This window comes from Micromonospora sp. NPDC005324, assembly GCF_040607155.1.
GTDB lineage: Bacteria > Actinomycetota > Actinomycetes > Mycobacteriales > Micromonosporaceae > Micromonospora > Micromonospora trifolii.
This window is the reverse complement of sequence record NZ_JBEXGE010000015.1, coordinates 139,974-164,613: the sequence shown is the minus strand read 5'-3', so window position 1 is coordinate 164,613 and position 24,640 is coordinate 139,974. Positions and strand designations below refer to the sequence as shown.

Genomic DNA, 24,640 nt, shown 5'->3' with positions numbered 1-24,640 from the left:
ACCCTACGAGCGCCTCCCGAGACGAGAGCCAACGGAACTTCTCCATGGAAGTCCATCGCGAGTTCGACGACCGGGACGTAGACTTCCAGGCCGGACGCCGGCCCCCGACCCCACCCGAGAATTAGCAGTACAGACGACGACATAGGGGACATAGTGCTCGACGTCAACTTCTTCGACGAGCTGCGCATTGGTCTCGCCACCGCCGACGACATCCGTCAGTGGTCGCACGGCGAGGTCAAGAAGCCTGAGACGATCAACTACCGCACCCTGAAGCCGGAAAAGGACGGGCTCTTCTGCGAGAAGATCTTCGGTCCGCAGCGGGACTGGGAGTGCTACTGCGGTAAGTACAAGCGCGTCCGGTTCAAGGGCATCATCTGTGAGCGCTGCGGCGTCGAGGTGACTCGCTCCAAGGTCCGTCGTGAGCGGATGGGGCACATCGAGCTTGCCGCTCCGGTGACCCACATCTGGTACTTCAAGGGCGTTCCGAGCCGGCTGGGTTACCTGCTGGACCTCGCCCCCAAGGACCTCGAGAAGATCATCTACTTCGCCTCGTACGTCGTGACGAGCGTGGACGCGGAGTCGCGTCACCGTGACCTCTCGACGATCGAGAACGAGATCCTGGCCGAGAAGCGGCAGTCCGAGAACAGCCGCGACTCGGAGATCGAGAAGCGGGCCGCCAAGCTCGAGGCCGACCTGGCCGAGCTGGAGGCCGAGGGTGCCAAGGCGGACGTCCGGCGCAAGGTCAAGGAGGGCGGAGAGCGCGAGATGCGCCAGATCCGCGACCGGGCCCAGCGCGAGATCGACCGCCTGGACGAGGTGCTGGACACCTTCCGCAAGCTGGAGCCGAAGCAGCTCGTCACCGACGAGCTGCTCTACCGCGAGCTGCGCGACCGGTTCGGTGAGTACTTCACCGGTTCCATGGGCGCCGAGGCGATCAAGGCGCTGGTCCAGAACATGGACCTCGACGCCGAGGCCGAGAGCCTGCGGGAGACCATCCGCTCCGGCAAGGGTCAGCGGAAGATCCGGGCGCTCAAGCGACTCAAGGTCGTCGCGGCGTTCCTGAACACCCGCAACTCGCCGCTCGGCATGGTGCTGGACTGCGTCCCGGTCATCCCGCCGGACCTGCGCCCGATGGTGCAGCTCGACGGTGGTCGCTTCGCGACCTCGGACCTGAACGACCTGTACCGCCGCGTGATCAACCGGAACAACCGCCTCAAGCGGCTGATCGACCTCGGCGCGCCCGAGATCATCGTCAACAACGAGAAGCGGATGCTCCAGGAGGCCGTCGACGCGCTGTTCGACAACGGCCGTCGCGGCCGGCCGGTCACCGGCCCGGGTAACCGCCCGCTCAAGTCGCTGTCCGACATGCTCAAGGGCAAGCAGGGCCGGTTCCGCCAGAACCTGCTGGGAAAGCGCGTCGACTACTCCGGCCGTTCGGTCATCGTGGTCGGCCCGAAGCTCAAGCTGCACCAGTGCGGTCTGCCCAAGCAGATGGCGCTGGAGCTGTTCAAGCCGTTCGTGATGAAGCGGCTGGTCGACCTCAACCACGCGCAGAACATCAAGTCCGCCAAGCGGATGGTCGAGCGTCAGCGCCCGGTCGTGTGGGACGTGCTGGAAGAGGTCATCGGCGAGCACCCGGTGCTGCTCAACCGGGCGCCGACCCTGCACCGCCTCGGCATCCAGGCCTTCGAGCCGCAGCTGGTCGAGGGCAAGGCGATTCAGATCCACCCGCTGGTCTGCACCGCGTTCAACGCGGACTTCGACGGTGACCAGATGGCGGTGCACGTGCCGCTGTCCGCCGAGGCTCAGGCCGAGGCGCGGATCCTGATGCTGTCGTCGAACAACATCCTCAAGCCGGCCGACGGCAAGCCTGTCACCATGCCTACCCAGGACATGGTCATCGGTCTGTACCACCTCACCCACCTCACCGCCGGTGAGAAGGGCGAGGGCCGGGCGTTCAGCTCGGACGCCGAGACGCGGATGGCCTTCGACAACGGTGAGCTGCACCTGCAGGCGCCGGTGAAGATCCGTCTCCGTGGCGTGGTCGGTGTCGACAACGGCAACGGCTCCGAGGCGTGGACCGCCCCGGAGGGCTGGGTCGAGGGTGACCCGCTGACCGTGGAGACCACCCTGGGTCGGGTGCTGTTCAACGAGACGCTGCCGCAGGGCTACCGCTTCGTGAACTACGAGATCCGCAAGGGTCAGCTCTCCGCGATCGTCAACGACCTCGCCGAGCGCTTCCCCAAGGTGGCGCTGGCCGCCACCCTGGACGGGCTCAAGGAGGCCGGTTTCCACTGGGCCACCTGGTCCGGCGTGACGATCGGCATGGAGGACGTCATCGCTCCGCCGCGCAAGGCGGAGATCCTGGCGAAGTACGAGAAGGACGCCGACCAGATCGACAAGCAGTACCAGCGTGGTCTGATGACCGCCGAGGAGCGTCGCGGCGAGCTCATCGAGATCTGGACCAAGGCGACCAACGAGGTCGCCAAGGAGATGGACACCGCGCTGCCGCAGGAGAACCCGCTCTGGAAGATGATCAACTCGGGTGCTCGCGGTAACCTGCTCCAGCTCCGGCAGATCGCGGCGATCCGTGGTCTGGTGGCCAACCCCAAGGGCGAGATCATCCCGCGGCCGATCAAGGCCAGCTACCGGGAGGGTCTGTCCGTGCTGGAGTACTTCATCTCCACGCACGGTGCCCGTAAGGGTCTTGCCGACACCGCGCTGCGGACCGCCGACTCGGGTTACCTGACCCGTCGTCTGGTGGACGTCTCGCAGGACGTCATCATCCGCGAAGAGGACTGCGGCACCGACCGGGCGATCCCGATGCAGATCGGCGAGAAGCTGGACGGCAAGCTCGTCGTCCACACCCACGCCGAGACCAGCGTGCACGCCCGGACCCTCGCCGACGACATCAAGGGGCCGGACGGCACCGTGGTCGCCGAGCGCGGTCAGGACATCAACTCCATCGGGGTCGACAAGATCGTCGCCGCTGGTGTGGAGACGGTCCGGGTGCGCAGCGTGCTCACCTGCGAGTCGAAGCTGGGCGTCTGCGCGGCCTGCTACGGCCGCTCGCTGCCGACCGGCAAGTCGGTCGACATCGGCGAGGCGGTCGGCATCATCGCCGCCCAGTCCATCGGTGAGCCCGGTACGCAGCTGACGATGCGTACCTTCCACACCGGTGGTGTCGCGGGTGAGGACATCACCCAGGGTCTGCCGCGTGTCCAGGAAATCTTCGAGGCTCGGGTCCCGAAGGGTAAGGCGCCCATCGCCGACACCCCCGGTAAGATCCGGATCGAGGACGGCGAGCGCTCGCGCAAGATCATCGTGGTGCCGGACGACGGCAGCGAAGAGATCGTCTACGACAAGATCTCGAAGCGCGTCAAGCTCCGTACCCACGACGGCGGTCACGTCGCGGTCGGCGAGAAGCTGACCGAGGGCACCATCGACCCGCACGAGCTGCTGCGGATCATGGGTCCGCGGGCGGTCCAGGTCCACCTGACCAGTGAGGTCCAGGAGGTCTACCGCTCGCAGGGTGTGCTCATCCACGACAAGCACATCGAGATCATCATCCGCCAGATGCTCAAGCGGGTGACGGTCATCGACTCCGGCTCGACCGAGTTCCTGCCGGGTGTGCTCGTCGACCGGGCGCTGTTCGAGTCGGAGAACCGCCGACTCGTCTCGGAGGGCGGCGAGCCCGCCGCTGGTCGTCCGGTGCTGATGGGTATCACCAAGGCCTCGCTGGCCACCGACTCCTGGCTCTCGGCGGCCTCCTTCCAGGAGACCACCCGGGTGCTGACCGACGCTGCGATCAACTCGCGCAGCGACTCGCTGGTCGGCCTCAAGGAGAACGTGATCATCGGAAAGCTCATCCCGGCCGGTACCGGCATCAGCAAGTACCGCAACGTCCGGGTCGAGCCGACCGAGGAGGCCAAGGCCAAGGTCTACTCGATGACCGGTTACCCGGAGACCGACTACGGGTTCGGGCCGGCCAGCGGGCAGGCCGTGCCGCTGGACGACTTCGACTTCGGGTCGTACCGCTAAGCACCAGTCACACGACGAGGCCCCCGGTGAAAGCCGGGGGCCTCGTCGTGTCCGTGCCCACCCACCCCCGGGCCGGGTTCGGCATGATGGGGGGATGACGACCGCACCCGGGCAGGTGTCCGTCGCCCAGCAGGGCGTACGCCACCCGCTGGACCCGGACCCGGCCCGCGCCACGAAGGCACGGGCGGTCTTCGCGCTGGGCCTGCTCGGCATGCTGACCGGGCTGTTCATCGGTGGCGTGGTGCCGGCCACTGTGGCCCTGCAACTGGCCCGGCAGGCGCGCCGGGAGGCGTACACCTCGGGGGGTTTCCTGACCGGCGGCGTCTGGCTGCGACGGGGGGAGTGGATGGCCTGGGCCGGCCTGGTGCTGGTCGCGGTCAGCGTGGTGGCCGCGGTGGTCATCGGGGTGGTCCGGCTGGCCGGTGCCCCGTTCGGCCACGACTACCCGGCGAACATGGACTGAGCCACCGGTGGCCCCGCCCGGCGCGGGCGACGGCGCTCGCGGCGGTAGCCTGGCCGGTGTCCGCCATGTGGCGGTGGCGGCCTTTCGACAGGAGGACCTCGTGACGGAACCGGCGCGGCCCCCTGCTGACGAACCGGCCGGCCCGCCGGACCCGCCGGCTCCGCCATCCGAGCCGAGCGACTGGGCGCGACCCGGTCCGAGCGGCGAGCCACACCCACCGGCGTCCACCCCGAGCCCGCCGCCCTCAGCGGCGCCGCCTCCCGGTTGGGGTGCGAACGGCTGGGGCACGACCGAGGCGCCCGGCTCCGGCCAGCCGTACCCGGTCTCCAGCGCACCGACCTCGACGCCGCAGGGCTGGGGCCCGCCGACCTCCGGGCCTGGTGTGCCGCCTGGCTGGGGCCCGCCGGCGGCCGGTTCGGGAGTGCCGTACGGCTGGGGTCCGTCGCCCTCTGGGCCGGCTGTGCCGCCTGGGTGGGGTCCGCCCTCGTCTGGGCCGACTGTGCCGGCCGGGTGGGGTCCGCCCTCGTCCGGGCCGGGTGTGCCGCCTGGGTGGGGTCCGCCCTCGTCCGGGCCGGCTGTGCCGCCTGGGTGGGGTCCGCCCTCGTCCGGGCCGGCTGTGCCGTACGGGTGGGGTCCGCCGTCGTCCGGACCCGGAGCGCCGCCCGGCTGGGGTCCGCCACCGCCGGGGCACGGCCCGGGGTGGGGTGGCATGCCGGGGCGTTCGGTACCGCCGCCGCCGACCGACGACCAGCGCCGGCCGCCGAAGCGGGTGGAGTCGGTTACGGGTACGCCGTTCGGCGTCGTGCACCTGGCGGTGGCACCGGTCACCTCCGGGCTGGCCATCGGGGCGCTGGTGGCGGGGATCGCGTCAGTTCTGGTCGCGCTGCTGGTGATCTGCTTCGGAGTGGCCTTCAAGAACGACGGCGGGGCCTGGGCCTCCGGGGCGTTCGCCGCGCTGGGTGTGCTGGCCGGCGGGGCGGCGATCGTCATCGGGCTGCTCGGCCGGCGGCAGATCCGGCGGCCGACTGCGCCCTCCGCGGTCCAGTTCACCGGCCGCGGGCTGGCGATGGCCGGGGTCAGCTGCGGCGCGGCGGGGGCACTGCTCAGCCTGCTGGGCCTGGGTCTGGCCCTCCTTCTCACAGTGACGTGAGGGTGATCACCGACGACTTCGGCACCTGACGGGGCTCTCCCGCGTCAGGCCTCCGGTCACCCCGGGGGCGATGGGTGCTTCTGCGGGGAAGCCGGTACACTTGTATTCGTAGGTGCCCATCGCGGGCGACGGGGCAGGACGAGATCCGGCCGGCGGGTGTGAGACAGTCGCCGGGCCGTTCCGTTTTGACCTGGGCGGTTGTGGTAGGTACTCTTTCCCCTTGTGCCCGGGCATGCCCGGGCAACTCGTGCGTGCGCTGTTTCCGGCTTACGGGCGGCGGCACGACAAGCCAAAGATCCGGGGCGGGGCGACCCGCGCGCCGGTGACAAAACCCGGTACGCACGCGAGAGCGTCGCAACGGGGCCGTGACGAGGGCGACACGCCCGACCGCGGGTGCCGGGGTCTCCGCAAGGCGACCCTGGTCGGAATGTAGGAGAGCCGGTCATCAGGCCGGCTAACGAGCAGACGGCGCGGCCGCGGATGCGGCCGAAGGGAGCGGAGAAACCCGGTGCCCACGATCCAGCAGCTGGTCCGCAAGGGCCGACAGGCGAAGACGACCAAGACCAAGACCCCGGCGCTGAAGGGTTCCCCTCAGCGGCGCGGCGTGTGCACCCGCGTGTACACCACCACCCCGAAGAAGCCGAACTCGGCGCTGCGCAAGGTCGCTCGCGTGAAGCTCAGCAGCCAGATCGAGGTGACCGCCTACATCCCCGGCGTCGGTCACAACCTGCAGGAGCACTCGATCGTGCTCGTTCGCGGCGGCCGGGTGAAGGACCTCCCCGGCGTGCGTTACAAGATCGTTCGCGGCTCGCTGGACACCCAGGGTGTCCGCAACCGCAAGCAGGCGCGCAGCCGTTACGGCGCGAAGAAGGAGAAGAGCTGACATGCCGCGTAAGGGACCCGCTCCGCGGCGGCCACTGGTCGCTGACCCGGTGTACAACTCGCCGCTGGTCACCCAGCTGGTGAACAAGATCCTGCTCCGCGGCAAGCGTCAGCTCGCCGAGTCCATCGTGTACGCGGCCCTCGAGGGCTGCCGCGAGAAGTCCGGCACCGACCCGGTCGTCACCCTCAAGCGGGCGATGGACAACGTCAAGCCGACCCTCGAGGTGCGTAGCCGTCGTGTCGGTGGCGCCACCTACCAGGTTCCGGTCGAGGTCCGCCCGACCCGGGCGACCACTCTGGGCCTGCGCTGGCTGGTCACCTACTCCCGCGCCCGGCGCGAGAAGACCATGGTCGAGCGGCTGATGAACGAGCTGCTGGACGCGAGCAACGGCCTCGGTGCCGCCGTCAAGCGGCGCGAGGACACGCACAAGATGGCCGAGTCGAACAAGGCCTTCGCGCACTACCGCTGGTAACACCCTGGTTCCGGCGCCTCCGGGCGCCGGAACCGCCACCAGTTGAGTCGAGACGACGATAAGTAGGGATTGAAGTGGCCGCCGCAGACGCGCTCGCCAAGGTACGCAACATCGGCATCATGGCGCACATCGATGCCGGTAAGACCACGACCACCGAGCGAATCCTGTTCTACACCGGCATCACGTACAAGATCGGTGAGGTCCACGAGGGCGCTGCCGTCATGGACTGGATGGAGCAGGAGCAGGAGCGTGGTATCACCATCACCTCCGCTGCTACCAAGTGTGAGTGGAAAGACCACACGATCCAGATCATCGACACGCCTGGCCACGTCGACTTCACGGTCGAGGTCGAGCGGTCGCTGCGTGTCCTGGATGGTGCTGTCGCGGTCTACGACGGCGTTGCCGGTGTGGAGCCGCAGACCGAGAACGTCTGGCGGCAGGCCGACAAGTACAACGTCCCGCGCATGTGCTTCGTCAACAAGCTCGACCGGACCGGCGCCGACTTCTTCCGCTGCGTGCAGATGATGATCGACCGGCTGAACGCCACCCCGCTGGTGCTCCAGATCCCGATCGGGCTCGAGGGCGACCACATCGGTGTCGTCGACCTGATCGGCATGCGTGCGCTCACCTGGCGTGGGGAGACCCAGAAGGGTGACGACTACGCGATCGAGGAGGTCCCGGCCGACCTGGCCGACTCCGCGGCCGAGTGGCGCGAGAAGCTGATGGAGACCCTGGCCGACGTCGACGACGCCGTGATGGAGAAGTACCTGGAAGGCGAAGAGGTCTCCGTCGAGGAGATCAAGGCCGCCATCCGGCGCGCCACCATCGCCGGCAAGGCCAACCCGGTGCTCTGCGGCTCGGCGTTCAAGAACAAGGGCGTCCAGCCCATGCTCGACGCCGTTGTCGACTTCCTGCCGTCGCCGCTGGACGTTCCGGCGATCGAGGGTACGGCCACCGACGGCGAGACCCCGCTGCTGCGGAAGCCGTCCAAGACGGAGCCGTTCGCTGGGCTGGCCTTCAAGATCCAGACGGACAAGCACCTCGGCAAGCTCACCTACGTCCGGGTCTACTCCGGCACGCTCGATTCCGGTTCCCAGGTGGTCAACTCCACCAAGGATCGCAAGGAGCGGATCGGCAAGATCTACCAGATGCACGCCAACAAGCGGGAAGAGCGTCCGTCGGCGCAGGCCGGCGACATCATCGCGGTGCAGGGTCTCAAGCAGACCACCACCGGCGACACGCTCTCCGACCCGGCGAACCCGGTGATCCTGGAGTCGATGACCTTCCCGGAGCCGGTCATCTCGGTGGCGATCGAGCCGAAGACCAAGTCCGACCAGGAGAAGCTCGGCACCGCGATCCAGCGCCTGGCCGAGGAGGACCCGACCTTCCGCGTCCGTCTGGACGAGGAGACCGGTCAGACGGTCATCTCCGGCATGGGCGAGCTGCACCTGGACATCCTGGTCGACCGGATGCGCCGCGAGTTCAACGTCGAGGCGAACGTCGGCAAGCCGCAGGTGGCCTACCGCGAGACCATCCGCCGCAAGGTGGACAAGGTCGAGTACACCCACAAGAAGCAGACCGGTGGTTCCGGCCAGTACGCCCGCGTGATCGTGAGCGTCGAGCCGCTGCCGCTGGACAACGACTCGCCGACCTACGAGTTCGCCAACGGCGTCAGCGGTGGCCGCATCCCTCGGGAGTTCATCCCGTCGGTCGACGCCGGCGCGCAGGACGCTCTGCAGTACGGCATCCTCGCGGGCTTCCCGCTGGTCGGCGTGAAGCTGACCCTGCTGGACGGCCAGTACCACGAGGTCGACTCGTCGGAAATGGCATTCAAGATCGCCGGCTCGATGGTGATGAAGGACGCGGCCCGCAAGGCCGACCCGGCGTTGCTCGAGCCGATGATGGCCGTTGAGGTCACCACTCCTGAGGAGAACATGGGTGACGTCATCGGCGACCTCAACTCCCGCCGCGGTCTGATCCAGGCGATGGAGGAGCGCAGCGGCGCCCGCATCGTCCGGGCTCTCGTGCCGTTGTCGGAGATGTTCGGCTACGTCGGCGACCTGCGGTCGAAGACCCAGGGCCGGGCTAGCTACAGCATGCAGTTCGACTCCTACGCCGAGGTTCCGCAGAGCGTCGCGAAGGAGATCATCGCCAAGGCAACGGGCGAGTAACGCCCTGAGCAGGTGATTCGTGGTTGGTCGCGGGAGGGTTCGCCCGCCTGCGGCCACCACGATCGGATCGCGTGAGACCGGGCCTGTAGGCTTCATCGCCGCAGAACCCACAAAGGCTCTCCGGCCGTCAGGCCGGAAAGGCTGTCGACAGAGTCCTAAGCGCCGACCGGCGCGCCGGGCGTACGAACCAAGAAGTCCACAGGAGGACACCAGTGGCGAAGGCTAAGTTCGAGCGGACTAAGCCGCACGTCAACATCGGCACCATTGGTCACATCGACCACGGTAAGACGACGCTGACGGCGGCCATCACCAAGGTCCTGCACGACCAGTACCCGGACCTGAACCCCTACACGCCGTTCGACGAGATCGACAAGGCGCCGGAGGAGAAGGCCCGCGGCATCACGATCTCGATCGCACACGTCGAGTACCAGACCGAGACGCGGCACTACGCGCACGTCGACTGCCCCGGGCACGCCGACTACATCAAGAACATGATCACCGGTGCCGCGCAGATGGACGGCGCGATCCTGGTGGTCGCGGCGACCGACGGCCCGATGCCGCAGACCCGCGAGCACGTGCTGCTGGCCCGTCAGGTTGGTGTGCCGTACATCGTCGTGGCGCTCAACAAGAGCGACATGGTCGATGACGAGGAGCTCCTGGAGCTCGTCGAGCTCGAGGTCCGTGAGCTGCTCTCCTCGCAGGAGTACCCGGGTGACGACCTGCCGGTCGTTCGGGTTTCGGCGCTGAAGGCCCTCGAGGGTGACCCCGAGTGGACCGGCAAGCTGCTGGACCTGATGACCGCTGTCGACACCTCGATCCCGCAGCCGGAGCGCGAGATTGACAAGCCGTTCCTGATGCCGGTTGAGGACGTCTTCACGATCACCGGTCGTGGCACCGTCGTCACCGGTCGCGTGGAGCGCGGCGTTCTCCTGCCGAACGAGGATGTTGAGCTCGTCGGTATCAAGGAGAAGAGCTTCAAGACCAAGGTCACCGCGATCGAGATGTTCCGGAAGACCCTGGACGACGCCCGCGCAGGCGAGAACGTCGGCCTGCTGCTGCGTGGTACCAAGCGCGACGAGGTCGAGCGCGGCATGGTCGTCGTGAAGCCGGGCTCGAACACCCCGCACACGGAGTTCGAGGCGACGGTCTACATCCTCTCCAAGGAGGAGGGCGGCCGTCACACCCCGTTCTTCCAGAACTACCGTCCGCAGTTCTACTTCCGGACCACGGACGTCACCGGTGTCGTCACCCTTCCCGAGGGCACCGAGATGGTCATGCCGGGTGACAACACGTCCATGTCGGTGAAGCTGATCCAGCCCATCGCCATGGAGGAGAACCTCAAGTTCGCGATCCGCGAGGGTGGCCGCACCGTCGGCGCCGGGTTCGTCACCAAGATTAACAAGTGAACTAGGTAACCCCGATTAGACCCGCCGCCGGTCGTGCGGCATACTAGTCAGGTTGCGTAACGACAGTTCGTCGCCTGTGTTCGGCTTTCGCTGAACCTCCAGGTGGCGAGGCAGTCGAGCGTAGGGTGGTTGGCGGCCCAGTCGCCAACCACCCTCGCACGGCGTTCAGGTCGCGGTAATGCGATCGGCGCCTTGACCCCCCGTGCGGTCAGCACCACTCCGGTACCTAGGGGCGGAGCTCGGCCCGAGGGCGCGACACGCCCGACCGCGGGGGTCGGCGAAGTGGGCCTGTACCAGCCGGTACAGGCGCCCGCAACACAGCGGCATCGAGAGAAGGAACAGAAGCCACCATGGCGGGACAGAAGATCCGCATCCGGCTCAAGGCCTATGACCACGAGGTCGTCGACTCCTCGGCTCGGAAGATCGTCGAGACGGTGACGCGCACCGGGGCGCAGGTCGCGGGCCCGGTGCCGCTGCCCACGGAGATCAACCGTTTCTGCGTTATCCGCTCGCCGCACAAGTACAAGGACTCGCGCGAGCACTTCGAGATGCGCACGCACAAGCGGCTGATCGACATCATCGACCCGACCCCGAAGACGGTCGACTCGCTCATGCGCCTCGACCTGCCGGCTGGCGTCGACATCGAGATCAAGCTGTAGGGACCGGACAATGGACAGGCAAGTCAAGGGGATCCTGGGCGCCAAGCTCGGCATGACCCAGGTCTGGGACAACAACCGTGTTGTTCCCGTGACCGTGGTCGAGGCCGGCCCGTGCGTCATCAGCCAGGTTCGTAGCGCCGAGAAGGACGGTTACTCCGCGGTCCAGCTCGCGTACGGCACCATCGACCCGCGCAAGGTCAAGAAGCCGATCAGCGGGCACTACGCCAAGGCGGACGTGGCGCCGCGCCGGCACATCGTCGAGCTGCGCACCACGGACGCTGGGGAATACTCGCTCGGCCAGGAAGTCACTGTCGAGGAGTTCCCGGCCGGCGTCACCATCGACGTCACCGGCAAGACCAAGGGCAAGGGCTACGCCGGCCCGATGAAGCGGCACGGCTTCCACGGTCTGGGTAGCAGCCACGGTGTCGAGCGCAAGCACCGTTCGCCCGGTTCCATCGGCGCCTGCGCGACCCCGGGTCGTGTCTTCAAGGGCACCCGGATGGCCGGCCGGATGGGTGGCGTGCGGTACACCGTGCAGAACCTCACCGTCCAGGCGGTCGACACCGAGAACAACCTCCTGCTCGTCCGGGGTGCCATTCCTGGTCCCAAGGGCGCGCTGGTTCTGGTCCGTACCGCGGCCAAGATCAAGGTGAAGAAGGGCGGTGCGGCCAAGTGACCACCGTTGACGTGCGCACCGTCGAAGGCACCACCAGCAGCTCCGTCGAGCTGCCGGCGGACATCTTCGACGTGCAGGCCAACGTCGCGCTGATGCACCAGGTCGTGGTGGCCCAGCTCGCGGCGGCCCGACAGGGCACGCACAAGACCAAGACGCGCGCCGAGGTTGCTGGTGGCGGCAAGAAGCCGTACAAGCAGAAGGGCACCGGTCGCGCCCGGCAGGGCTCGATCCGCGCGCCGCAGTTCGCCGGCGGTGGCGTCGTGCACGGTCCCGTGCCGCGCGACTACAGCCAGCGGACCCCGAAGAAGATGAAGGCCGCCGCTCTGCGGGGCGCCCTCTCGGACCGGGCCCGCGCCGGGCAGGTGCACGTCGTCGAGGCGTTCGTCTCGGGCGAGAAGCCGTCGACCAAGGCGGCCCTGGCCACGCTGACCAAGCTCACCGAGGCCCGTCGGGTCCTGGTCGTGCTGAGCAGCACCGACGAGCTGAACTGGGTGTCGCTGCGCAATGAGCCGCGCGTGCACCTGATCGAGTCCGGCCAGCTGAACACGTACGACGTGTTGGTGGCCGACGACGTGGTCTTCACCAAGGACGCCCTGGACGAGTTCCTGGGCGTGCCCGCCGAGACCACCGAGGAGGGTGGCAAGTGAGCACGATCGCCGACCCGCGCGACATCATCGTGGCGCCGGTCGTCTCGGAGAAGAGCTACAGCGAGCTGAACCGGAACTGGTACACCTTCCTGGTGCACCCGGACGCGAACAAGACCGAGATCAAGATCGCTATCCAGCAGATCTTCAACGTCCGCGTCCTGACGGTCAACACGCTCAACCGCCAGGGTAAGCGCAAGCGCACCAAGACCGGCTTCGGTCAGCGCAAGGCGACCAAGCGGGCGATCGTGAAGCTGGCTGACGGTGACCGTATCGAGGCCTTCGGCGGCCCGGTCAGCTGAGGGGTGTAGACAATGGCTATCCGTAAGTACAAGCCGACGACGCCGGGCCGACGTGGCTCGAGTGTCGCTGACTTCGCCGAGATCACCCGGTCCACGCCGGAAAAGTCGCTGCTGGCTCCGCTGCCGAAGAAGGGCGGGCGTAACGCCCACGGCCGGATCACCACGCGGCACCACGGTGGCGGTCACAAGCGCCAGTACCGTCTGATCGACTTCAAGCGGGTCGACAAGGACGGCGTGCCGGCGAAGGTCGCTCACATCGAGTACGACCCGAACCGAACGGCGCGCATCGCGCTGCTGCACTACGCCGACGGCGAGAAGCGGTACATCCTCGCGCCGAAGGACATGAAGCAGGGCGACCGCATCGAGTCCGGTCCGGGCGCCGACATCAAGCCGGGTAACAACCTGCCGCTGCGCAACATCCCGGTCGGTACCACGATCCACAACGTGGAGCTGCGTCCGGGTGGCGGGGCCAAGCTGGCCCGGTCCGCCGGTGTCGGCATCCAGCTGCTCGGCCGTGAGGGCGCGTACGCGACCCTGCGTATGCCGTCCGGTGAGATCCGGCGGGTGGACGTGCGCTGCCGCGCCAGCATCGGCGAGATCGGCAACGCCGACCAGTCGAACATCAACTGGGGCAAGGCCGGCCGGATGCGGTGGAAGGGCAGGCGCCCGACCGTCCGTGGTGTCGCCATGAACCCGGTCGACCACCCGCACGGTGGTGGTGAGGGTAAGACCTCCGGTGGTCGCCACCCGGTCAACCCGCAGGGTAAGCCCGAGGGCCGCACCCGCCGTAAGGGCCAGCCGAGTGACCGGCTGATCGTCCGCCGCCGCTACGCCACGCGTAAGCGCGGCTGAGGGAGATAAGACATGCCTCGCAGCCTGAAGAAGGGCCCGTTCGTCGACGACCACCTGCTCAAGAAGGTGGAAGTACAGAACGACAAGGGCTCCAAGAACGTGATCAAGACCTGGTCGCGGCGTTCGACGATCATCCCGGAGATGCTGGGGCACACGATCGCCGTTCATGACGGACGCAAGCACGTCCCGGTGTTCGTGACCGAGGCGATGGTCGGGCACAAGCTCGGCGAGTTCGCGCTGACCCGCACGTTCAAGGGTCACGAGAAGGACGACCGGAAGAGCCGTCGGCGCTGACGCCGCGGGCATACGGATAGAGGGAACAAGGGGTTACAGCGATGCCAGGAAAGGGCGACGCTCCGGTGCTTCCGGGCGCGCGGGCGGTTGCGCGGCACGTGCGCATCTCGCCGATGAAGGCGCGCCGGGTGGTCAACCTCGTCCGCGGTTTGCCCGCGAAGGAGGCGCTCACGGTGCTGCAGTTCGCGCCGCAGGCTGCGAGCGAGCAGGTGTACAAGGTGCTCGCTAGCGCGATCGCCAACGCGGAGAACAACGAGCGGCTGGACCCCGACGCGCTGCTCGTCAGCGAGGCCTTCGTGGACGAGGGCCCGACGATGAAGCGCTTCCAGCCGCGGGCGCAGGGTCGGGCGTACCGAATCCGCAAGCGCACCTGCCACATCACCGTGGCGGTCGAAGCGGTCGCGCCGGCAGCGCCGAGGAAGGCCGCGGCGAAGAAGGCCGCCCCGGCCACGGAGGCCGCACCGGCCGAAGCGCAGAGCAAGACGGAGGACGCCGAGTAATGGGTCAGAAGGTTCACCCCACTGGGTTCCGGCTCGGCATCTCGACCGACTGGAAGTCCCGCTGGTTCGCGGACAAGCTCTACAAGGACTACATCGGCGAGGATGTCAAGATCCGCCGCATGATGTCCAAGGGCCTCGAGCGTGCCGGGATCTCCAAGGTCGACATCGAGCGCACCCGCGACCGGGTCCGGGTCGACATCCACACCGCCCGGCCGGGCATCGTCATCGGCCGTAAGGGTGCGGAGGCCGACCGGATCCGCGGTGAGCTCGAGAAGCTCACCGGCAAGCAGGTTCAGCTGAACATCATCGAGGTGAAGAACCCCGAGTCGGACGCTCAGCTGGTCGCGCAGGGCGTGGCCGAGCAGCTGTCCAGCCGGGTCAGCTTCCGTCGGGCGATGCGTAAGGCCATGCAGTCGGCGATGAAGAACCCGGTCTGCAAGGGCATTCGGGTTCAGGTCTCGGGCCGCCTCGGCGGCGCCGAGATGAGCCGGACCGAGTTCTACCGTGAGGGCCGGGTTCCGCTGCACACGCTGCGGGCCAACATCGAGTACGGCTTCTTCGAGGCTCGTACCACGTTCGGTCGGATCGGTGTGAAGGTCTGGATCTACAAGGGCGACGCCGTCCCGGGCCGGGAAGCTCCGGCCGAGGCCGGTCCGTCCCGCCCGCGTCGTGGTGAGCGCGGCGACCGTCCCGAGCGTCCGCGCCGTGGCCGGTCGGGTTCGTCCGGCACCACGGCTGGTGGCACCGAGGCCGGTCGGGCTGCTGCGACCACCATCGCGCAGCAGGCCGAGACGCCGAGCGGCGAGCCGGTCGACAGCGCAGCTGTCGCCGCCACTGCTGCTCCGGCAGAAACGCAGCAGGAGGGCTGACAGATGCTGATGCCGCGCAAGCCTCCGAAGGGCTTCCGCAAGCCGCACCACCCGAACCGCAGTGGCGCGTCCAAGGGTGGTAACCGGGTGGTGTTCGGCGAGTTCGGGATCCAGGCTCTCGAGCCGGCGTACGTGACGAACCGGCAGATCGAGTCGGCACGTATCGCGATGACTCGCCACATCAAGCGTGGTGGCAAGGTCTGGATCACGATCTTCCCGGACCAGGCCCTCACCAAGAAGCCTGCCGAGACCCGCATGGGTTCCGGTAAGGGTTCGCCCGAGTGGTGGGTCGCCAACGTCAAGCCGGGGCGGGTTCTCTTCGAGATGTCCTTCCCCAATGAGCAGACCGCGCGTGAGGCCATGCGTCGCGCGATCCACAAGCTCCCGATGAAGTGCCGCATTGTTACGCGCGAAGTGGGTGAATCCTGATGGCAGCGGGCGTTAAGGCGACCGAGCTGCGTGAGCTCTCCGAAGAGGAGCTGGTCACGAAGCTGCGGGAGGCCAAGGCGGAGCTGTTCAACCTCCGCGTGCAGGCCGCAACCGGGCAGCTGGACAACAACCGGCGGTTGCAGGTCATCCGTCGGGAGATCGCCCGGATCTACACGATCATGCGCGAGCGTGAGCTGGGGCTCTCGGCCGCGCCGACTGAGGTGACTGCATCATGACCGAGAACACCACCACTGACGCCACGCGCTCGCGCCGTAAGGTCCGTGAGGGCCTTGTGGTCAGCGACAAGATGGACAAGACCATCGTGGTCGAGGTCGAGGACCGGGTTCGGCACGCGCTGTACGGCAAGATCATGCGCCGTACCCGCAAGCTGAAGGTGCACGACGAGCAGAACGCCGCCGGCATCGGCGACCGGGTCCTGATCATGGAGACCCGGCCGCTGAGCGCCACGAAGCGTTGGCGGATCGTGGAGATCCAGGAAAAGGCCAAGTAGCGAAGGCTCGATCTCGCCCGGCGTTGCGTCGGGCGTAGGTTCCGCCAGGCTCCGGCCGGCCGCTACGGCGGCCGGAGAACCGGCAGACATAGGAGATAGACGTGATTCAGCAGGAGTCGCGACTGCGCGTCGCCGACAACACGGGTGCTCGGGAGATCCTGTGCATCCGGGTTCTCGGTGGCTCGGGTCGGCGCTACGCGAGTATCGGCGACGTCATCGTGGCCACCGTCAAGGACGCGATCCCGGGTGCCGGTGTGAAGAAGGGCGATGTCGTCAAGGCGGTCATCGTTCGCACCGCCAAGGAGAGGCGACGTCCGGACGGCTCGTACATCCGCTTCGACGAGAACGCCGCCGTCATCATCAAGGACGGCGGGGACCCGCGTGGAACCCGTATCTTCGGCCCGGTGGGCCGGGAGCTGCGGGACAAGCGGTTCATGAAGATCATTTCCCTCGCGCCGGAGGTGTTGTGACCGTGAAGGTCAAGAAGGGCGACACGGTCGTCATCATCGCCGGCAAGGACAAGGGTGCCAAGGGCAAGGTCATTCAGGCCTACCCGCGGCAGGACAAGGTCCTGGTTGAGGGCGTGAACCGGGTCAAGAAGCACACCCGTATCAGCACCACCCAGCGTGGCGCCAAGACCGGCGGCATCGTCACCCAGGAGGCCCCGATCCACGTCTCGAACGTGCAGGTCCTGGACTCCGACGGCAAGCCGACCCGCGTCGGTTACCGGATCGACGACAACGGCCAGAAGGTCCGCATCGCGCGTAGCACCGGTAAGGACCTGTGATGACCACGGCTACCGAAAAGACCCTGCCGCGCCTCAAGGAGCGGTACCGCAACGAGATCGTGGCCCAGCTGCGCGAGCAGCACAGCTACGGCAACCCCATGCAGGTGCCGCGGCTGGTCAAGATCGTCGTCAACATGGGTGTCGGCGAGGCTGCTCGCGACGCCAAGCTGATCGACGGTGCGGTCCGCGACCTCGCCACGATCACCGGCCAGAAGCCGCAGGTGCGGCGGGCGACCAAGTCCATCGCGCAGTTCAAGCTCCGCGAGGGCATGCCGATCGGCGCGAAGGTCACCCTTCGCGGCGACCGGATGTGGGAGTTCCTGGACCGGCTGCTGTCCATTTCGTTGCCGCGTATCCGCGACTTCCGCGGTCTGGACGGGCGCAAGCTCGACGGGCACGGCAACTACACGTTCGGTCTGACCGAGCAGTCGGTGTTCCACGAGATCGACCAGGACCGGATCGATCGCCAGCGGGGCATGGACATCACGGTGGTCACGACCGCCACGACCGACGACGAGGGACGGGCGCTGCTCAAGCTCCTGGGCTTCCCGTTCAAGGAGAACTGAGATGGCCAAGAAGGCGCTGATCATCAAGGCGGCCGCGAAGCCGAAGTTCTCGGTTCGCGCCTACACCCGGTGCCAGCGGTGCGGGCGTCCGAAGGCGGTCTACCGCAAGTTCGGGCTCTGCCGGATCTGCATCCGGGAGATGGCCCACCGCGGCGAGCTGCCGGGTGTGTCCAAGGCTTCCTGGTAAGGGCGACCGCGTCCCGGCCGTCGGCCGGGAACTCCTGCACCGATTAGGTATTGCTCTTCGCCGTAGGCCCGGAGCTGATGCTCCGGGAACCCCGGCGAGAAAGGCTGACGAAATCCATGACGATGACCGACCCGATCGCAGACATGCTCACGCGTCTGCGTAACGCCAACCAGGCGTACCACGACCAGGTGAAGATGCCCTACTCCAAGATCAAGGCGAACATCGCCGAGGTCCTGAAGGCCGAGGGTTACATCTCCACCTGGTCGGTCGAGGAGCCCGAGGAGGGTGCCGTCGGCAAGCGACTGGTCGTCGAGCTGAAGTACGGCCAGAGCCGCGAGCGGAGCCTGGCCGGCATCAAGCGCGTGTCCAAGCCCGGTCTCCGGGTGTACGCCAAGTCGGACGGGCTCCCCCGGGTGCTCGGTGGGCTGGGCGTGGCGATCATTTCGACGTCCCAGGGGCTGCTGACCGACCGGCAGGCCCGCAAGCGGAGTGTTGGCGGGGAAGTCCTCGCCTTCGTCTGGTAACGGGAGACAGGTAGAAATGTCGCGAATTGGACGTAAGTCGATCCCGGTACCAGCCGGCGTCGACATCAACATCGACGGGCAGACCGTCAAGGTCAAGGGCCCCAAGGGCCAGCTCCAGCACACCCTCGCCGAGCCGATCACGATCGAGCGGGCCGAGGATGGGCAGCTGAGCGTCAACCGGCCGAACGACGAGCGCAAGGCCAAGGAACTCCACGGCCTGAGCCGTACGCTGGTTGCCAACATGATCGTCGGGGTCACCGAGGGCTACCGCAAGAGCCTGGAGATCGCCGGCACCGGTTACCGGGTCACCGCCAAGGGTTCGGACCTCGAGTTCGCGCTCGGGTTCTCGCACCCGGTGGTCGTCCCTGCCCCGGCGGGCATCACCTTCACGGTGGAGCGGCCGACCCTGTTCCACGTGGCTGGCATCGACAAGCAGCAGGTCGGTGAGGTCGCCGCCAACATCCGGAAGATCCGCCCGCCGGAGCCCTACAAGGGCAAGGGCGTCAAGTACCAGGGCGAGGTCATCCGCCGCAAGGCTGGAAAGGCAGGTAAGAAGTGAGCGCCACGCTGCTCAAGCGCCGCCGCGGTGTCGCCGCCAAGCGCGCCGTTGGGCGTGCGCGTCGACACTTCCGCGTCCGCAAGAACGTCAGCGGTACGACCGAGCGTCCGCGCCTGGTCGTCACCCGCTCGCTGCGGCACATGGTCGCCCAGATCGTCGACGACACCAAGGGTCACACCCTGGCGTCGGCGTCGACCCTGGACGCCTCGCTGCGCGGTGCGGAGGGCGACAAGAGCGCCCTGGCTGGCAAGGTGGGCGCGCTGCTCGCCGAGCGGGCCAAGGCCGCCGGCGTCTCCAAGGTCGTCTTCGACCGCGGCGGCAACCGGTACGCGGGGCGAGTCGCCGCGCTTGCCGACGCCGCCCGCGAAGCCGGGCTCGAGTTCTAACAACCCCGTCACGAGAGAGAAGGAAGGCTGCTGATGCCAGGTCAACAGCGCCGTGGCGGCGGGTCCGGTGGCAACGAGGGTGGTCGCCGCGACAACCGCCGTGAGGGCGGCCGCGGAAACGCGCCCGTCGAGAAGACCCCGCACCTTGAGCGGGTCGTCGCGATCAACCGCGTCGCCAAGGTCGTGAAGGGTGGTCGTCGCTTCAGCTTCACCGCCCTGGTGATCGTGGGCGACGGCGACGGCACGGTCGGCGTGGGCTACGGAAAGGCCAAGGAGGTGCCCGCGGCCATCGCCAAGGGTGTCGAGGAGGCCAAGAAGCACTTCTTCAAGGTTCCGCGGATCGGTCAGTCGATCCCGCACCCGGTGACGGGTGAGGACGCCGCTGGTGTGGTGCTGCTCAAGCCGGCCTCGGCCGGTACGGGTGTCATCGCCGGTGGACCGGTGCGTGCCGTGCTGGAGTGCGCTGGGATCCACGACGTGCTCTCCAAGAGCCTCGGCTCGTCGAACCCGATCAACATCGTGCACGCCACCGTGGCGGCCCTGAAGGGGCTTGAGTCCCCCGAGCAGGTCGCGGCGCGTCGTGGTCTGCCGGTGGAGGACGTCGCGCCGGCCGCCATGCTGGCGTCGCGTGCGGGGGTGGCGCACTGATGGCACGCCTGAAGGTCACCCAGCTCCGGTCCGGTATCGGGACCAAGCACAACCAGCGTGAGTCGCTGCGTTCGCTCGGTCTCAAGCGGATCAACGACGTGGTGGTCAAGGAGGACCGGCCCGAGATCCGCGGCATGATCTTCACTGTGAGCCACCTCGTGAAGGTCGAGGAGGTCGAGTAATGACGATCAAGGTGCATCACCTGCGCCCGGCGCCCGGTTCCAAGACCGCGAAGACCCGTGTGGGTCGCGGTGAGGGTTCCAAGGGCAAGACCGCTGGTCGCGGTACCAAGGGTTCCAAGGCCCGCAAGAACATCTCGGCGGCGTTCGAGGGTGGGCAGATGCCCATCCACATGCGCCTGCCGAAGATGAAGGGCTTCAAGAACAAGTTCAAGGTGGTCTTCCAGGTGGTCAACCTGGACCGACTCGCTGAGCTGTTCCCGAATGGTGGTCAGGTCGGCCCGCTGGAGCTCGTTGAGTCCGGCGCGGTCCGCAAGGGTCACCCGGTCAAGGTCCTCGGCACCGGGGATCTCGGCGGTGTGGCGCTCCAGGTGTCCGCGCACGCGTTCAGTGCGTCGGCCAAGGAGAAGATCGCTGCCGCCGGTGGCTCCGCCACCGAGCTGTAAGGCGTACGACCATGGCGCCCGTCCAGTTGAGAGCAACTGGCGGGCGCCGTGGTCTGCCTGGGGCCTGAGCGCCCGGTAACATCGGAATCGATTTATGTAGTCGGGCGCATCTGCCCGGACCGGGGTGAGGCTGTTAGAGTCCCATCCCAGCCATGGATTGCGGGCGCTCGCCCGTGATCCAACCCGACCCGCCAGGGATCACCGGCGGCCCGCCTCGCGCAGGAGGAAGAAGTTGCTGTCCGCCTTTCTCAGTGCGTTCCGTACGCCTGACCTGCGCAAGAAGCTGCTGTTCACAGTAGGCATCATCGCGGTCTACCGGCTGGGTGCAACGCTCCCCAGCCCGGGCGTCTCGTACGGCAACGTGCAGAAGTGCCTCGACCTCATCCAGGGTGACACCACCGGGGTGGTGAACCTTCTCAACCTCTTCTCCGGCGGAGCGCTGCTACAGCTCTCGGTCTTCGCGCTGGGCATCATGCCCTACATCACCGCGTCGATCATCCTGCAGCTGCTGACCGTCGTGATCCCCCGCTTGGAGCAGCTCCGCAAGGAGGGCCAGGCCGGTCAGGCGAAGATCACCCAGTACACCCGCTACCTGACCCTCGGTCTCGGTGTGCTGCAGGCTTCGGCGTTCGTGGCTCTGGCCCGCTCGGGCCAGCTGTTCCAGAACAAGTGCGACCAGTTCCCGATCATCCCCACCGGCACCGGCATCCCGGACTGGCTGACCCTGGCCATCCTGGTGATGACGATGACCGCCGGCACCGGCATGGTCATGTGGCTCGGCGAGCTGATCACCGACCGCGGCGTCGGCAACGGCATGTCCGTCCTGATCTTCACCTCGATCGCGGCGCGGCTGCCCAGCGAGGGCTGGCAGATCAAGACCAGCAAGGGCTGGGACATGTTCGCCCTGGTCATCGCGCTGGTCCTGGTGGTCATCACCGCTGTCACCTTCATCGAGCAGGCGCAGCGCCGGATCCCGGTGCAGTACGCCAAGCGGATGATCGGCCGGCGGATGTACGGCGGAACCTCGACCTACATCCCGCTCAAGGTCAACCAGGCGGGTGTGATCCCGGTCATCTTTGGCTCGTCGCTGCTCTACCTGCCGCAGTTGGCGCTGCAGTTCTTCGACCAGACCGACCCGGGCAAGACCCAGTCGTGGATCCAGAACAACCTGGTCAACCCGAGCAGCCCGATCTACATCGCGGTCTACTTCCTGCTGATCATCTTCTTCACGTACTTCTACGTCTCGATCACGTTCAACCCGACCGAGGTCGCGGACAACATGAAGAAGTACGGCGGATTCGTGCCGGGCATCCGCCCGGGCAAGCCGACCGCCGACTACCTGGACTTCATCCTCAGCCGGATCACCCTGCCGGGCGCGCTCTACCTCGGCGTCATCTCGATCCTGCCGAACTTCTTCTTCATCTGGCTGGACAACCAGCAGTACCAGAACTTCCCGTTCGGCGGCACCGCTGTGCTCATCATGGTCGGCGTCGGTCTGGAGACCGTGAAGCAGATCGAGAGCCAACTCATGCAGCGGAACTACGAAGGGTTCCTGCGGTAGATGAGACTCGTTCTGGTTGGCCCGCCGGGCGCGGGCAAGGGCACGCAGGCCGAGTTCATCGCCGCGCACCTCTCGGTGCCGAAGATTTCGACCGGAGACATCTTCCGGTCGAACGTCACCCAGGGCACGCCGCTCGGTGTCGAGGCGAAGCGGTACATGGACGCGGGCGAGCTGGTTCCGGACGAGGTCACCATCAACATGGTCCGGGACCGGCTGGCCGAGCCCGACGCCAGCGAGGGTTTCCTGCTCGACGGCTTCCCGCGGACGACTCCGCAGGCGGCCGCTCTGGACAAGCTCCTGGCCGATCTGGGCACCGCCCTGGATCTGGTCCTGGAGCTGGTCGTCGACGACGACGAGGTGATCCGGCGGCTCTCCGGCAGGCGTACCTGCCGGGGCTGCGGCAAGATCTGGCACGTCGAGTTCGACGCCACCACCCGGCCCGGCATCTGTGACCGGTGCGGCGCCGAGCTGTTCCAGCGCGACGACGACAAGCCGGAGACGATCGCCACGCGGCTTCGTGAGTACAGCGAGAAGACCGCACCCCTGGTCGACTACTACGGCGCCCAGGGCAAGCTCGTCGGGATCGACGCCACCGGGCCGGTGGAGGACGTCACCACCCGGGCCATCGACGCGTTGCGGTCGTACGGCGGCTGAGGTCCGGCCGGGCCACGGCGGATAGAGTGCGAACAGCGGGGTACGCGTTATGTGCCCCGCTGTTCGGCAACGAAAGGTAACCGCTCCATGCGTCGTCCCCAGCTGGACATCCAGCTGAAGACCCCTGACCAGATCGAGAAAATGCGGGCCGCCGGGCTGGTGGTGGCCGAGGCGCTGCGCCGGATGCGGGAGGCTGTCGCCCCCGGTGTGAGCACCGCCGATCTGGACGCGATCGCCGAGTCGACCATCCGCGAGGCGGGTGGCGTTCCGTCGTTCAAGGGCTACCACGGTTTCCCGGCGTCGATCTGCTCCTCGGTCAACGAGCAGATCGTGCACGCCATCCCGTCGCCGAAGCAGGTGCTCCAAGCCGGTGACCTGATCTCCATCGACTGCGGCGCGGTGCTGGACGGCTGGCACGGCGACTCCGCGATCACGGTCGGGGTCGGTGACGTCGACCCGGCGCTGCTGAAGATGGCCGAGGTCGCCGAGGACGCGATGTGGGCCGGCATCGCCGCCGCGGCGCGGGGCGCGGCCAGCGGCAGGGGTCGACTGACCGACATCTCGCACGCGGTGGAGACCGCTGTCCGCAAGGGCGGCCGGTACGGCATCGTCGACGGCTACGGCGGGCACGGCATCGGCACCGAGATGCACCAGGACCCGCACGTGCTCAACCACGGCCGGCCGGGCAAGGGTCCGCGGCTGGTTCCCGGAATGGCCCTGGCCATCGAGCCGATGATCACCATGGCGTCCCCGCGTACCGTCGAGTTGGCCGACGGGTGGACGGTCGTCACCCGGGACGGGTCGGTGGCCGCGCACGTCGAGCACTCGATGGCGCTGCTGCCGGACGGCGTCTGGGTGCTCACCGCGTTCGACGGTGGCCGCGCCCGTCTGGGCGACCTGGTGACCGCCCGCCAACCCGCAGCCACAAAAACCCCCTGACCCCAGGCCCCCCGTCGATCATGAAGTTATTGCCCTGACACGCCGGCGAGGCGGGCAACAACTTCATGATCGACCGATGGTCCGGGGTCGGGCGGGAGTGGCGCGACGGTGGCATGCTTGCCGGCATGGACGGGCGCGACGGGATGCGAGCCGCGGACTCGGACCGTGCGGCGGTGGCCGACAGGTTGCGGGTCGCCCTCGACGAGGGTCGACTGGATCTGCACGAGTACGACGAGCGGTTGCAGCGGGCCTACGCGGCACGCACGTACGCCGACCTTGAGGCCCTGCTCACCGACCTGCCGCCGGTGACCCCAGCGCAGCGGTCGGGCCTGGCGCCGGCCGCCGGGTCGATGGTGAGCCAGTTGGGCGACCAGCTTGGTCCGGCCCCCACCGGGGGCGTCACCGCCCGCTGGTTGGCTGAGGTGTGGTTCCCGTACCTGCGGGTGATCGCCATCGTGGTGACCATCTGGGCGGTGACGTCGTTGCTCACCCAGGACCTGCTCTACTTCTGGCCGGCCTGGGTGGCGGGGCCGTGGGGTGCGGTGCTGATGGTCCGCACGGTCACCGGGTTGGCCGGGAAAGAGCCGGACAACCAATCCCCAACCCCCTGCCCCCCCAACCCCCACCCGTCCCATTGATCATGAAGTTGTTGCCGCCGGCTCCGGCGTGTCGTGACAACAATTTCATGATCAACGGGGCTGGGGGTGGGGCCGGATGGGGCGGCGCGCGGGTTGGTGGGTGGTCGGTTTGGCGGGGGACCGCGGGCCGGCGTACACTTTCAGATCGGCGCACAGCGTCCACTCCGGCATGCCCACCCTGCGCTTCGGTGGGAGCTGGAGCCGCGGCTGGCGCGGGCTTCTGATTCTGATCAGATTTCCGTGT

32 protein-coding genes are annotated in these 24,640 nt (G+C 67.7%); all 32 read left to right on the top strand.

The features are described from left to right. The first annotated feature begins 153 nt into the window (after positions 1 to 153). The 32 genes from ABZS40_RS17975 (at position 154) to ABZS40_RS17820 (ending at position 24,396) form a co-directional block, all read left to right on the top strand. Positions 154 to 4,041, top strand: coding sequence for a DNA-directed RNA polymerase subunit beta' (locus ABZS40_RS17975; protein ID WP_354944338.1), 3,888 nt, complete (start codon positions 154 to 156; stop codon positions 4,039 to 4,041). Positions 4,042 to 4,135: 94 nt separating this feature from the next. After that, complete coding sequence (locus ABZS40_RS17970) at positions 4,136 to 4,504, top strand: hypothetical protein (RefSeq protein WP_354944337.1); 369 nt, start codon at positions 4,136 to 4,138, stop codon at positions 4,502 to 4,504. Between the two features lie 709 nt (positions 4,505 to 5,213). Then, positions 5,214 to 5,654, top strand: coding sequence for a hypothetical protein (locus ABZS40_RS17965; protein ID WP_354944336.1), 441 nt, complete (start codon positions 5,214 to 5,216; stop codon positions 5,652 to 5,654). 508 nt (positions 5,655 to 6,162) lie between these two features. After that, positions 6,163 to 6,537 carry a 30S ribosomal protein S12 gene (gene rpsL, locus ABZS40_RS17960; RefSeq protein WP_007465318.1) on the top strand — a complete coding sequence of 125 codons (375 nt, stop codon included), beginning with the start codon at positions 6,163 to 6,165 and terminating at the stop codon, positions 6,535 to 6,537. Between the two features lies 1 nt (position 6,538). After that, the gene (rpsG, locus tag ABZS40_RS17955) at positions 6,539 to 7,009 is read left to right on the top strand and encodes a 30S ribosomal protein S7 (RefSeq protein WP_007465317.1); all 471 of its coding nucleotides are present in this window, start codon (positions 6,539 to 6,541) and stop codon (positions 7,007 to 7,009) included. Positions 7,010 to 7,083: 74 nt separating this feature from the next. Further along, positions 7,084 to 9,180 (top strand): elongation factor G, encoded by a 2,097-nt coding sequence (gene fusA / locus ABZS40_RS17950; RefSeq protein WP_354944335.1) that lies wholly within the window; start codon positions 7,084 to 7,086, stop codon positions 9,178 to 9,180. 212 nt (positions 9,181 to 9,392) lie between these two features. Beyond that, positions 9,393 to 10,586, top strand: coding sequence for an elongation factor Tu (gene tuf, locus ABZS40_RS17945; protein ID WP_354944334.1), 1,194 nt, complete (start codon positions 9,393 to 9,395; stop codon positions 10,584 to 10,586). Positions 10,587 to 10,936: 350 nt separating this feature from the next. Next, positions 10,937 to 11,245, top strand: a complete 309-nt coding sequence (gene rpsJ, locus ABZS40_RS17940; protein ID WP_007073037.1) for a 30S ribosomal protein S10 — start codon at positions 10,937 to 10,939, stop codon at positions 11,243 to 11,245. Between the two features lie 10 nt (positions 11,246 to 11,255). After that, positions 11,256 to 11,921: a 50S ribosomal protein L3 gene (rplC, locus tag ABZS40_RS17935; RefSeq protein WP_204942101.1), complete on the top strand. Its 666-nt coding sequence runs from the start codon at positions 11,256 to 11,258 to the stop codon at positions 11,919 to 11,921. Further along, the gene (rplD, locus tag ABZS40_RS17930; RefSeq protein WP_110563096.1) at positions 11,918 to 12,568 is read left to right on the top strand and encodes a 50S ribosomal protein L4; all 651 of its coding nucleotides are present in this window, start codon (positions 11,918 to 11,920) and stop codon (positions 12,566 to 12,568) included. The genes rplC and rplD overlap by 4 nt, the downstream gene beginning before the upstream one ends. Next, positions 12,565 to 12,867, top strand: coding sequence for a 50S ribosomal protein L23 (gene rplW / locus ABZS40_RS17925; RefSeq protein ID WP_007465304.1), 303 nt, complete (start codon positions 12,565 to 12,567; stop codon positions 12,865 to 12,867). Before rplD ends, rplW begins: the two co-directional genes overlap by 4 nt. Before the next feature lie 12 nt (positions 12,868 to 12,879). Continuing rightward, a complete protein-coding gene (rplB, locus tag ABZS40_RS17920; protein ID WP_354944333.1) occupies positions 12,880 to 13,719 on the top strand; it encodes a 50S ribosomal protein L2 in 840 nt (279 codons plus the stop codon). Between the two features lie 12 nt (positions 13,720 to 13,731). Continuing rightward, the gene (gene rpsS / locus ABZS40_RS17915) at positions 13,732 to 14,013 is read left to right on the top strand and encodes a 30S ribosomal protein S19 (RefSeq protein WP_007465299.1); all 282 of its coding nucleotides are present in this window, start codon (positions 13,732 to 13,734) and stop codon (positions 14,011 to 14,013) included. 41 nt (positions 14,014 to 14,054) lie between these two features. Next, entirely contained in the window at positions 14,055 to 14,513 is a 459-nt protein-coding gene (gene rplV, locus ABZS40_RS17910; protein ID WP_007465297.1) for a 50S ribosomal protein L22, read from the top strand. Beyond that, positions 14,513 to 15,382 (top strand): 30S ribosomal protein S3, encoded by an 870-nt coding sequence (rpsC, locus tag ABZS40_RS17905; protein WP_091402401.1) that lies wholly within the window; start codon positions 14,513 to 14,515, stop codon positions 15,380 to 15,382. Before rplV ends, rpsC begins: the two co-directional genes overlap by 1 nt. Positions 15,383 to 15,385: 3 nt before the next feature. After that, positions 15,386 to 15,811 (top strand): 50S ribosomal protein L16, encoded by a 426-nt coding sequence (gene rplP, locus ABZS40_RS17900; RefSeq protein WP_354944332.1) that lies wholly within the window; start codon positions 15,386 to 15,388, stop codon positions 15,809 to 15,811. Then, positions 15,811 to 16,047, top strand: a complete 237-nt coding sequence (gene rpmC / locus ABZS40_RS17895; protein WP_007465283.1) for a 50S ribosomal protein L29 — start codon at positions 15,811 to 15,813, stop codon at positions 16,045 to 16,047. Before rplP ends, rpmC begins: the two co-directional genes overlap by 1 nt. After that, on the top strand, positions 16,044 to 16,322 hold the full coding sequence (gene rpsQ / locus ABZS40_RS17890; protein WP_354944331.1) for a 30S ribosomal protein S17: 279 nt from the start codon (positions 16,044 to 16,046) through the stop codon (positions 16,320 to 16,322). The genes rpmC and rpsQ overlap by 4 nt, the downstream gene beginning before the upstream one ends. Before the next feature lie 101 nt (positions 16,323 to 16,423). Beyond that, positions 16,424 to 16,792: a 50S ribosomal protein L14 gene (gene rplN / locus ABZS40_RS17885; protein WP_023358185.1), complete on the top strand. Its 369-nt coding sequence runs from the start codon at positions 16,424 to 16,426 to the stop codon at positions 16,790 to 16,792. Further along, complete coding sequence (gene rplX / locus ABZS40_RS17880) at positions 16,789 to 17,109, top strand: 50S ribosomal protein L24 (protein WP_203120238.1); 321 nt, start codon at positions 16,789 to 16,791, stop codon at positions 17,107 to 17,109. The genes rplN and rplX overlap by 4 nt, the downstream gene beginning before the upstream one ends. After that, on the top strand, positions 17,109 to 17,675 hold the full coding sequence (rplE, locus tag ABZS40_RS17875) for a 50S ribosomal protein L5 (RefSeq protein WP_354944330.1): 567 nt from the start codon (positions 17,109 to 17,111) through the stop codon (positions 17,673 to 17,675). Before rplX ends, rplE begins: the two co-directional genes overlap by 1 nt. A gap of 1 nt (position 17,676) precedes the next feature. Beyond that, positions 17,677 to 17,862: a type Z 30S ribosomal protein S14 gene (locus ABZS40_RS17870; protein WP_272613587.1), complete on the top strand. Its 186-nt coding sequence runs from the start codon at positions 17,677 to 17,679 to the stop codon at positions 17,860 to 17,862. Positions 17,863 to 17,978: 116 nt separating this feature from the next. Beyond that, on the top strand, positions 17,979 to 18,386 hold the full coding sequence (rpsH, locus tag ABZS40_RS17865; RefSeq protein ID WP_124816396.1) for a 30S ribosomal protein S8: 408 nt from the start codon (positions 17,979 to 17,981) through the stop codon (positions 18,384 to 18,386). A gap of 16 nt (positions 18,387 to 18,402) precedes the next feature. Then, positions 18,403 to 18,945 carry a 50S ribosomal protein L6 gene (rplF, locus tag ABZS40_RS17860; RefSeq protein ID WP_354944329.1) on the top strand — a complete coding sequence of 181 codons (543 nt, stop codon included), beginning with the start codon at positions 18,403 to 18,405 and terminating at the stop codon, positions 18,943 to 18,945. Further along, positions 18,942 to 19,331: a 50S ribosomal protein L18 gene (gene rplR, locus ABZS40_RS17855; RefSeq protein WP_354944328.1), complete on the top strand. Its 390-nt coding sequence runs from the start codon at positions 18,942 to 18,944 to the stop codon at positions 19,329 to 19,331. The genes rplF and rplR overlap by 4 nt, the downstream gene beginning before the upstream one ends. 33 nt (positions 19,332 to 19,364) lie before the next feature. Further along, positions 19,365 to 19,979 (top strand): 30S ribosomal protein S5, encoded by a 615-nt coding sequence (gene rpsE / locus ABZS40_RS17850; protein ID WP_074314587.1) that lies wholly within the window; start codon positions 19,365 to 19,367, stop codon positions 19,977 to 19,979. Continuing rightward, the gene (gene rpmD / locus ABZS40_RS17845; protein WP_007465262.1) at positions 19,979 to 20,161 is read left to right on the top strand and encodes a 50S ribosomal protein L30; all 183 of its coding nucleotides are present in this window, start codon (positions 19,979 to 19,981) and stop codon (positions 20,159 to 20,161) included. Before rpsE ends, rpmD begins: the two co-directional genes overlap by 1 nt. Continuing rightward, positions 20,161 to 20,604 carry a 50S ribosomal protein L15 gene (gene rplO, locus ABZS40_RS17840; protein WP_088950230.1) on the top strand — a complete coding sequence of 148 codons (444 nt, stop codon included), beginning with the start codon at positions 20,161 to 20,163 and terminating at the stop codon, positions 20,602 to 20,604. The genes rpmD and rplO overlap by 1 nt, the downstream gene beginning before the upstream one ends. Before the next feature lie 232 nt (positions 20,605 to 20,836). Beyond that, positions 20,837 to 22,165 carry a preprotein translocase subunit SecY gene (gene secY, locus ABZS40_RS17835; protein ID WP_354944327.1) on the top strand — a complete coding sequence of 443 codons (1,329 nt, stop codon included), beginning with the start codon at positions 20,837 to 20,839 and terminating at the stop codon, positions 22,163 to 22,165. Continuing rightward, the gene (locus ABZS40_RS17830) at positions 22,166 to 22,819 is read left to right on the top strand and encodes an adenylate kinase (RefSeq protein ID WP_088950228.1); all 654 of its coding nucleotides are present in this window, start codon (positions 22,166 to 22,168) and stop codon (positions 22,817 to 22,819) included. Positions 22,820 to 22,906: 87 nt separating this feature from the next. Further along, the gene (gene map / locus ABZS40_RS17825) at positions 22,907 to 23,758 is read left to right on the top strand and encodes a type I methionyl aminopeptidase (protein ID WP_354944326.1); all 852 of its coding nucleotides are present in this window, start codon (positions 22,907 to 22,909) and stop codon (positions 23,756 to 23,758) included. Positions 23,759 to 23,883: 125 nt separating this feature from the next. Next, positions 23,884 to 24,396, top strand: coding sequence for a DUF1707 domain-containing protein (locus tag ABZS40_RS17820; protein ID WP_354944344.1), 513 nt, complete (start codon positions 23,884 to 23,886; stop codon positions 24,394 to 24,396). Positions 24,397 to 24,640: the final 244 nt, after the last annotated feature.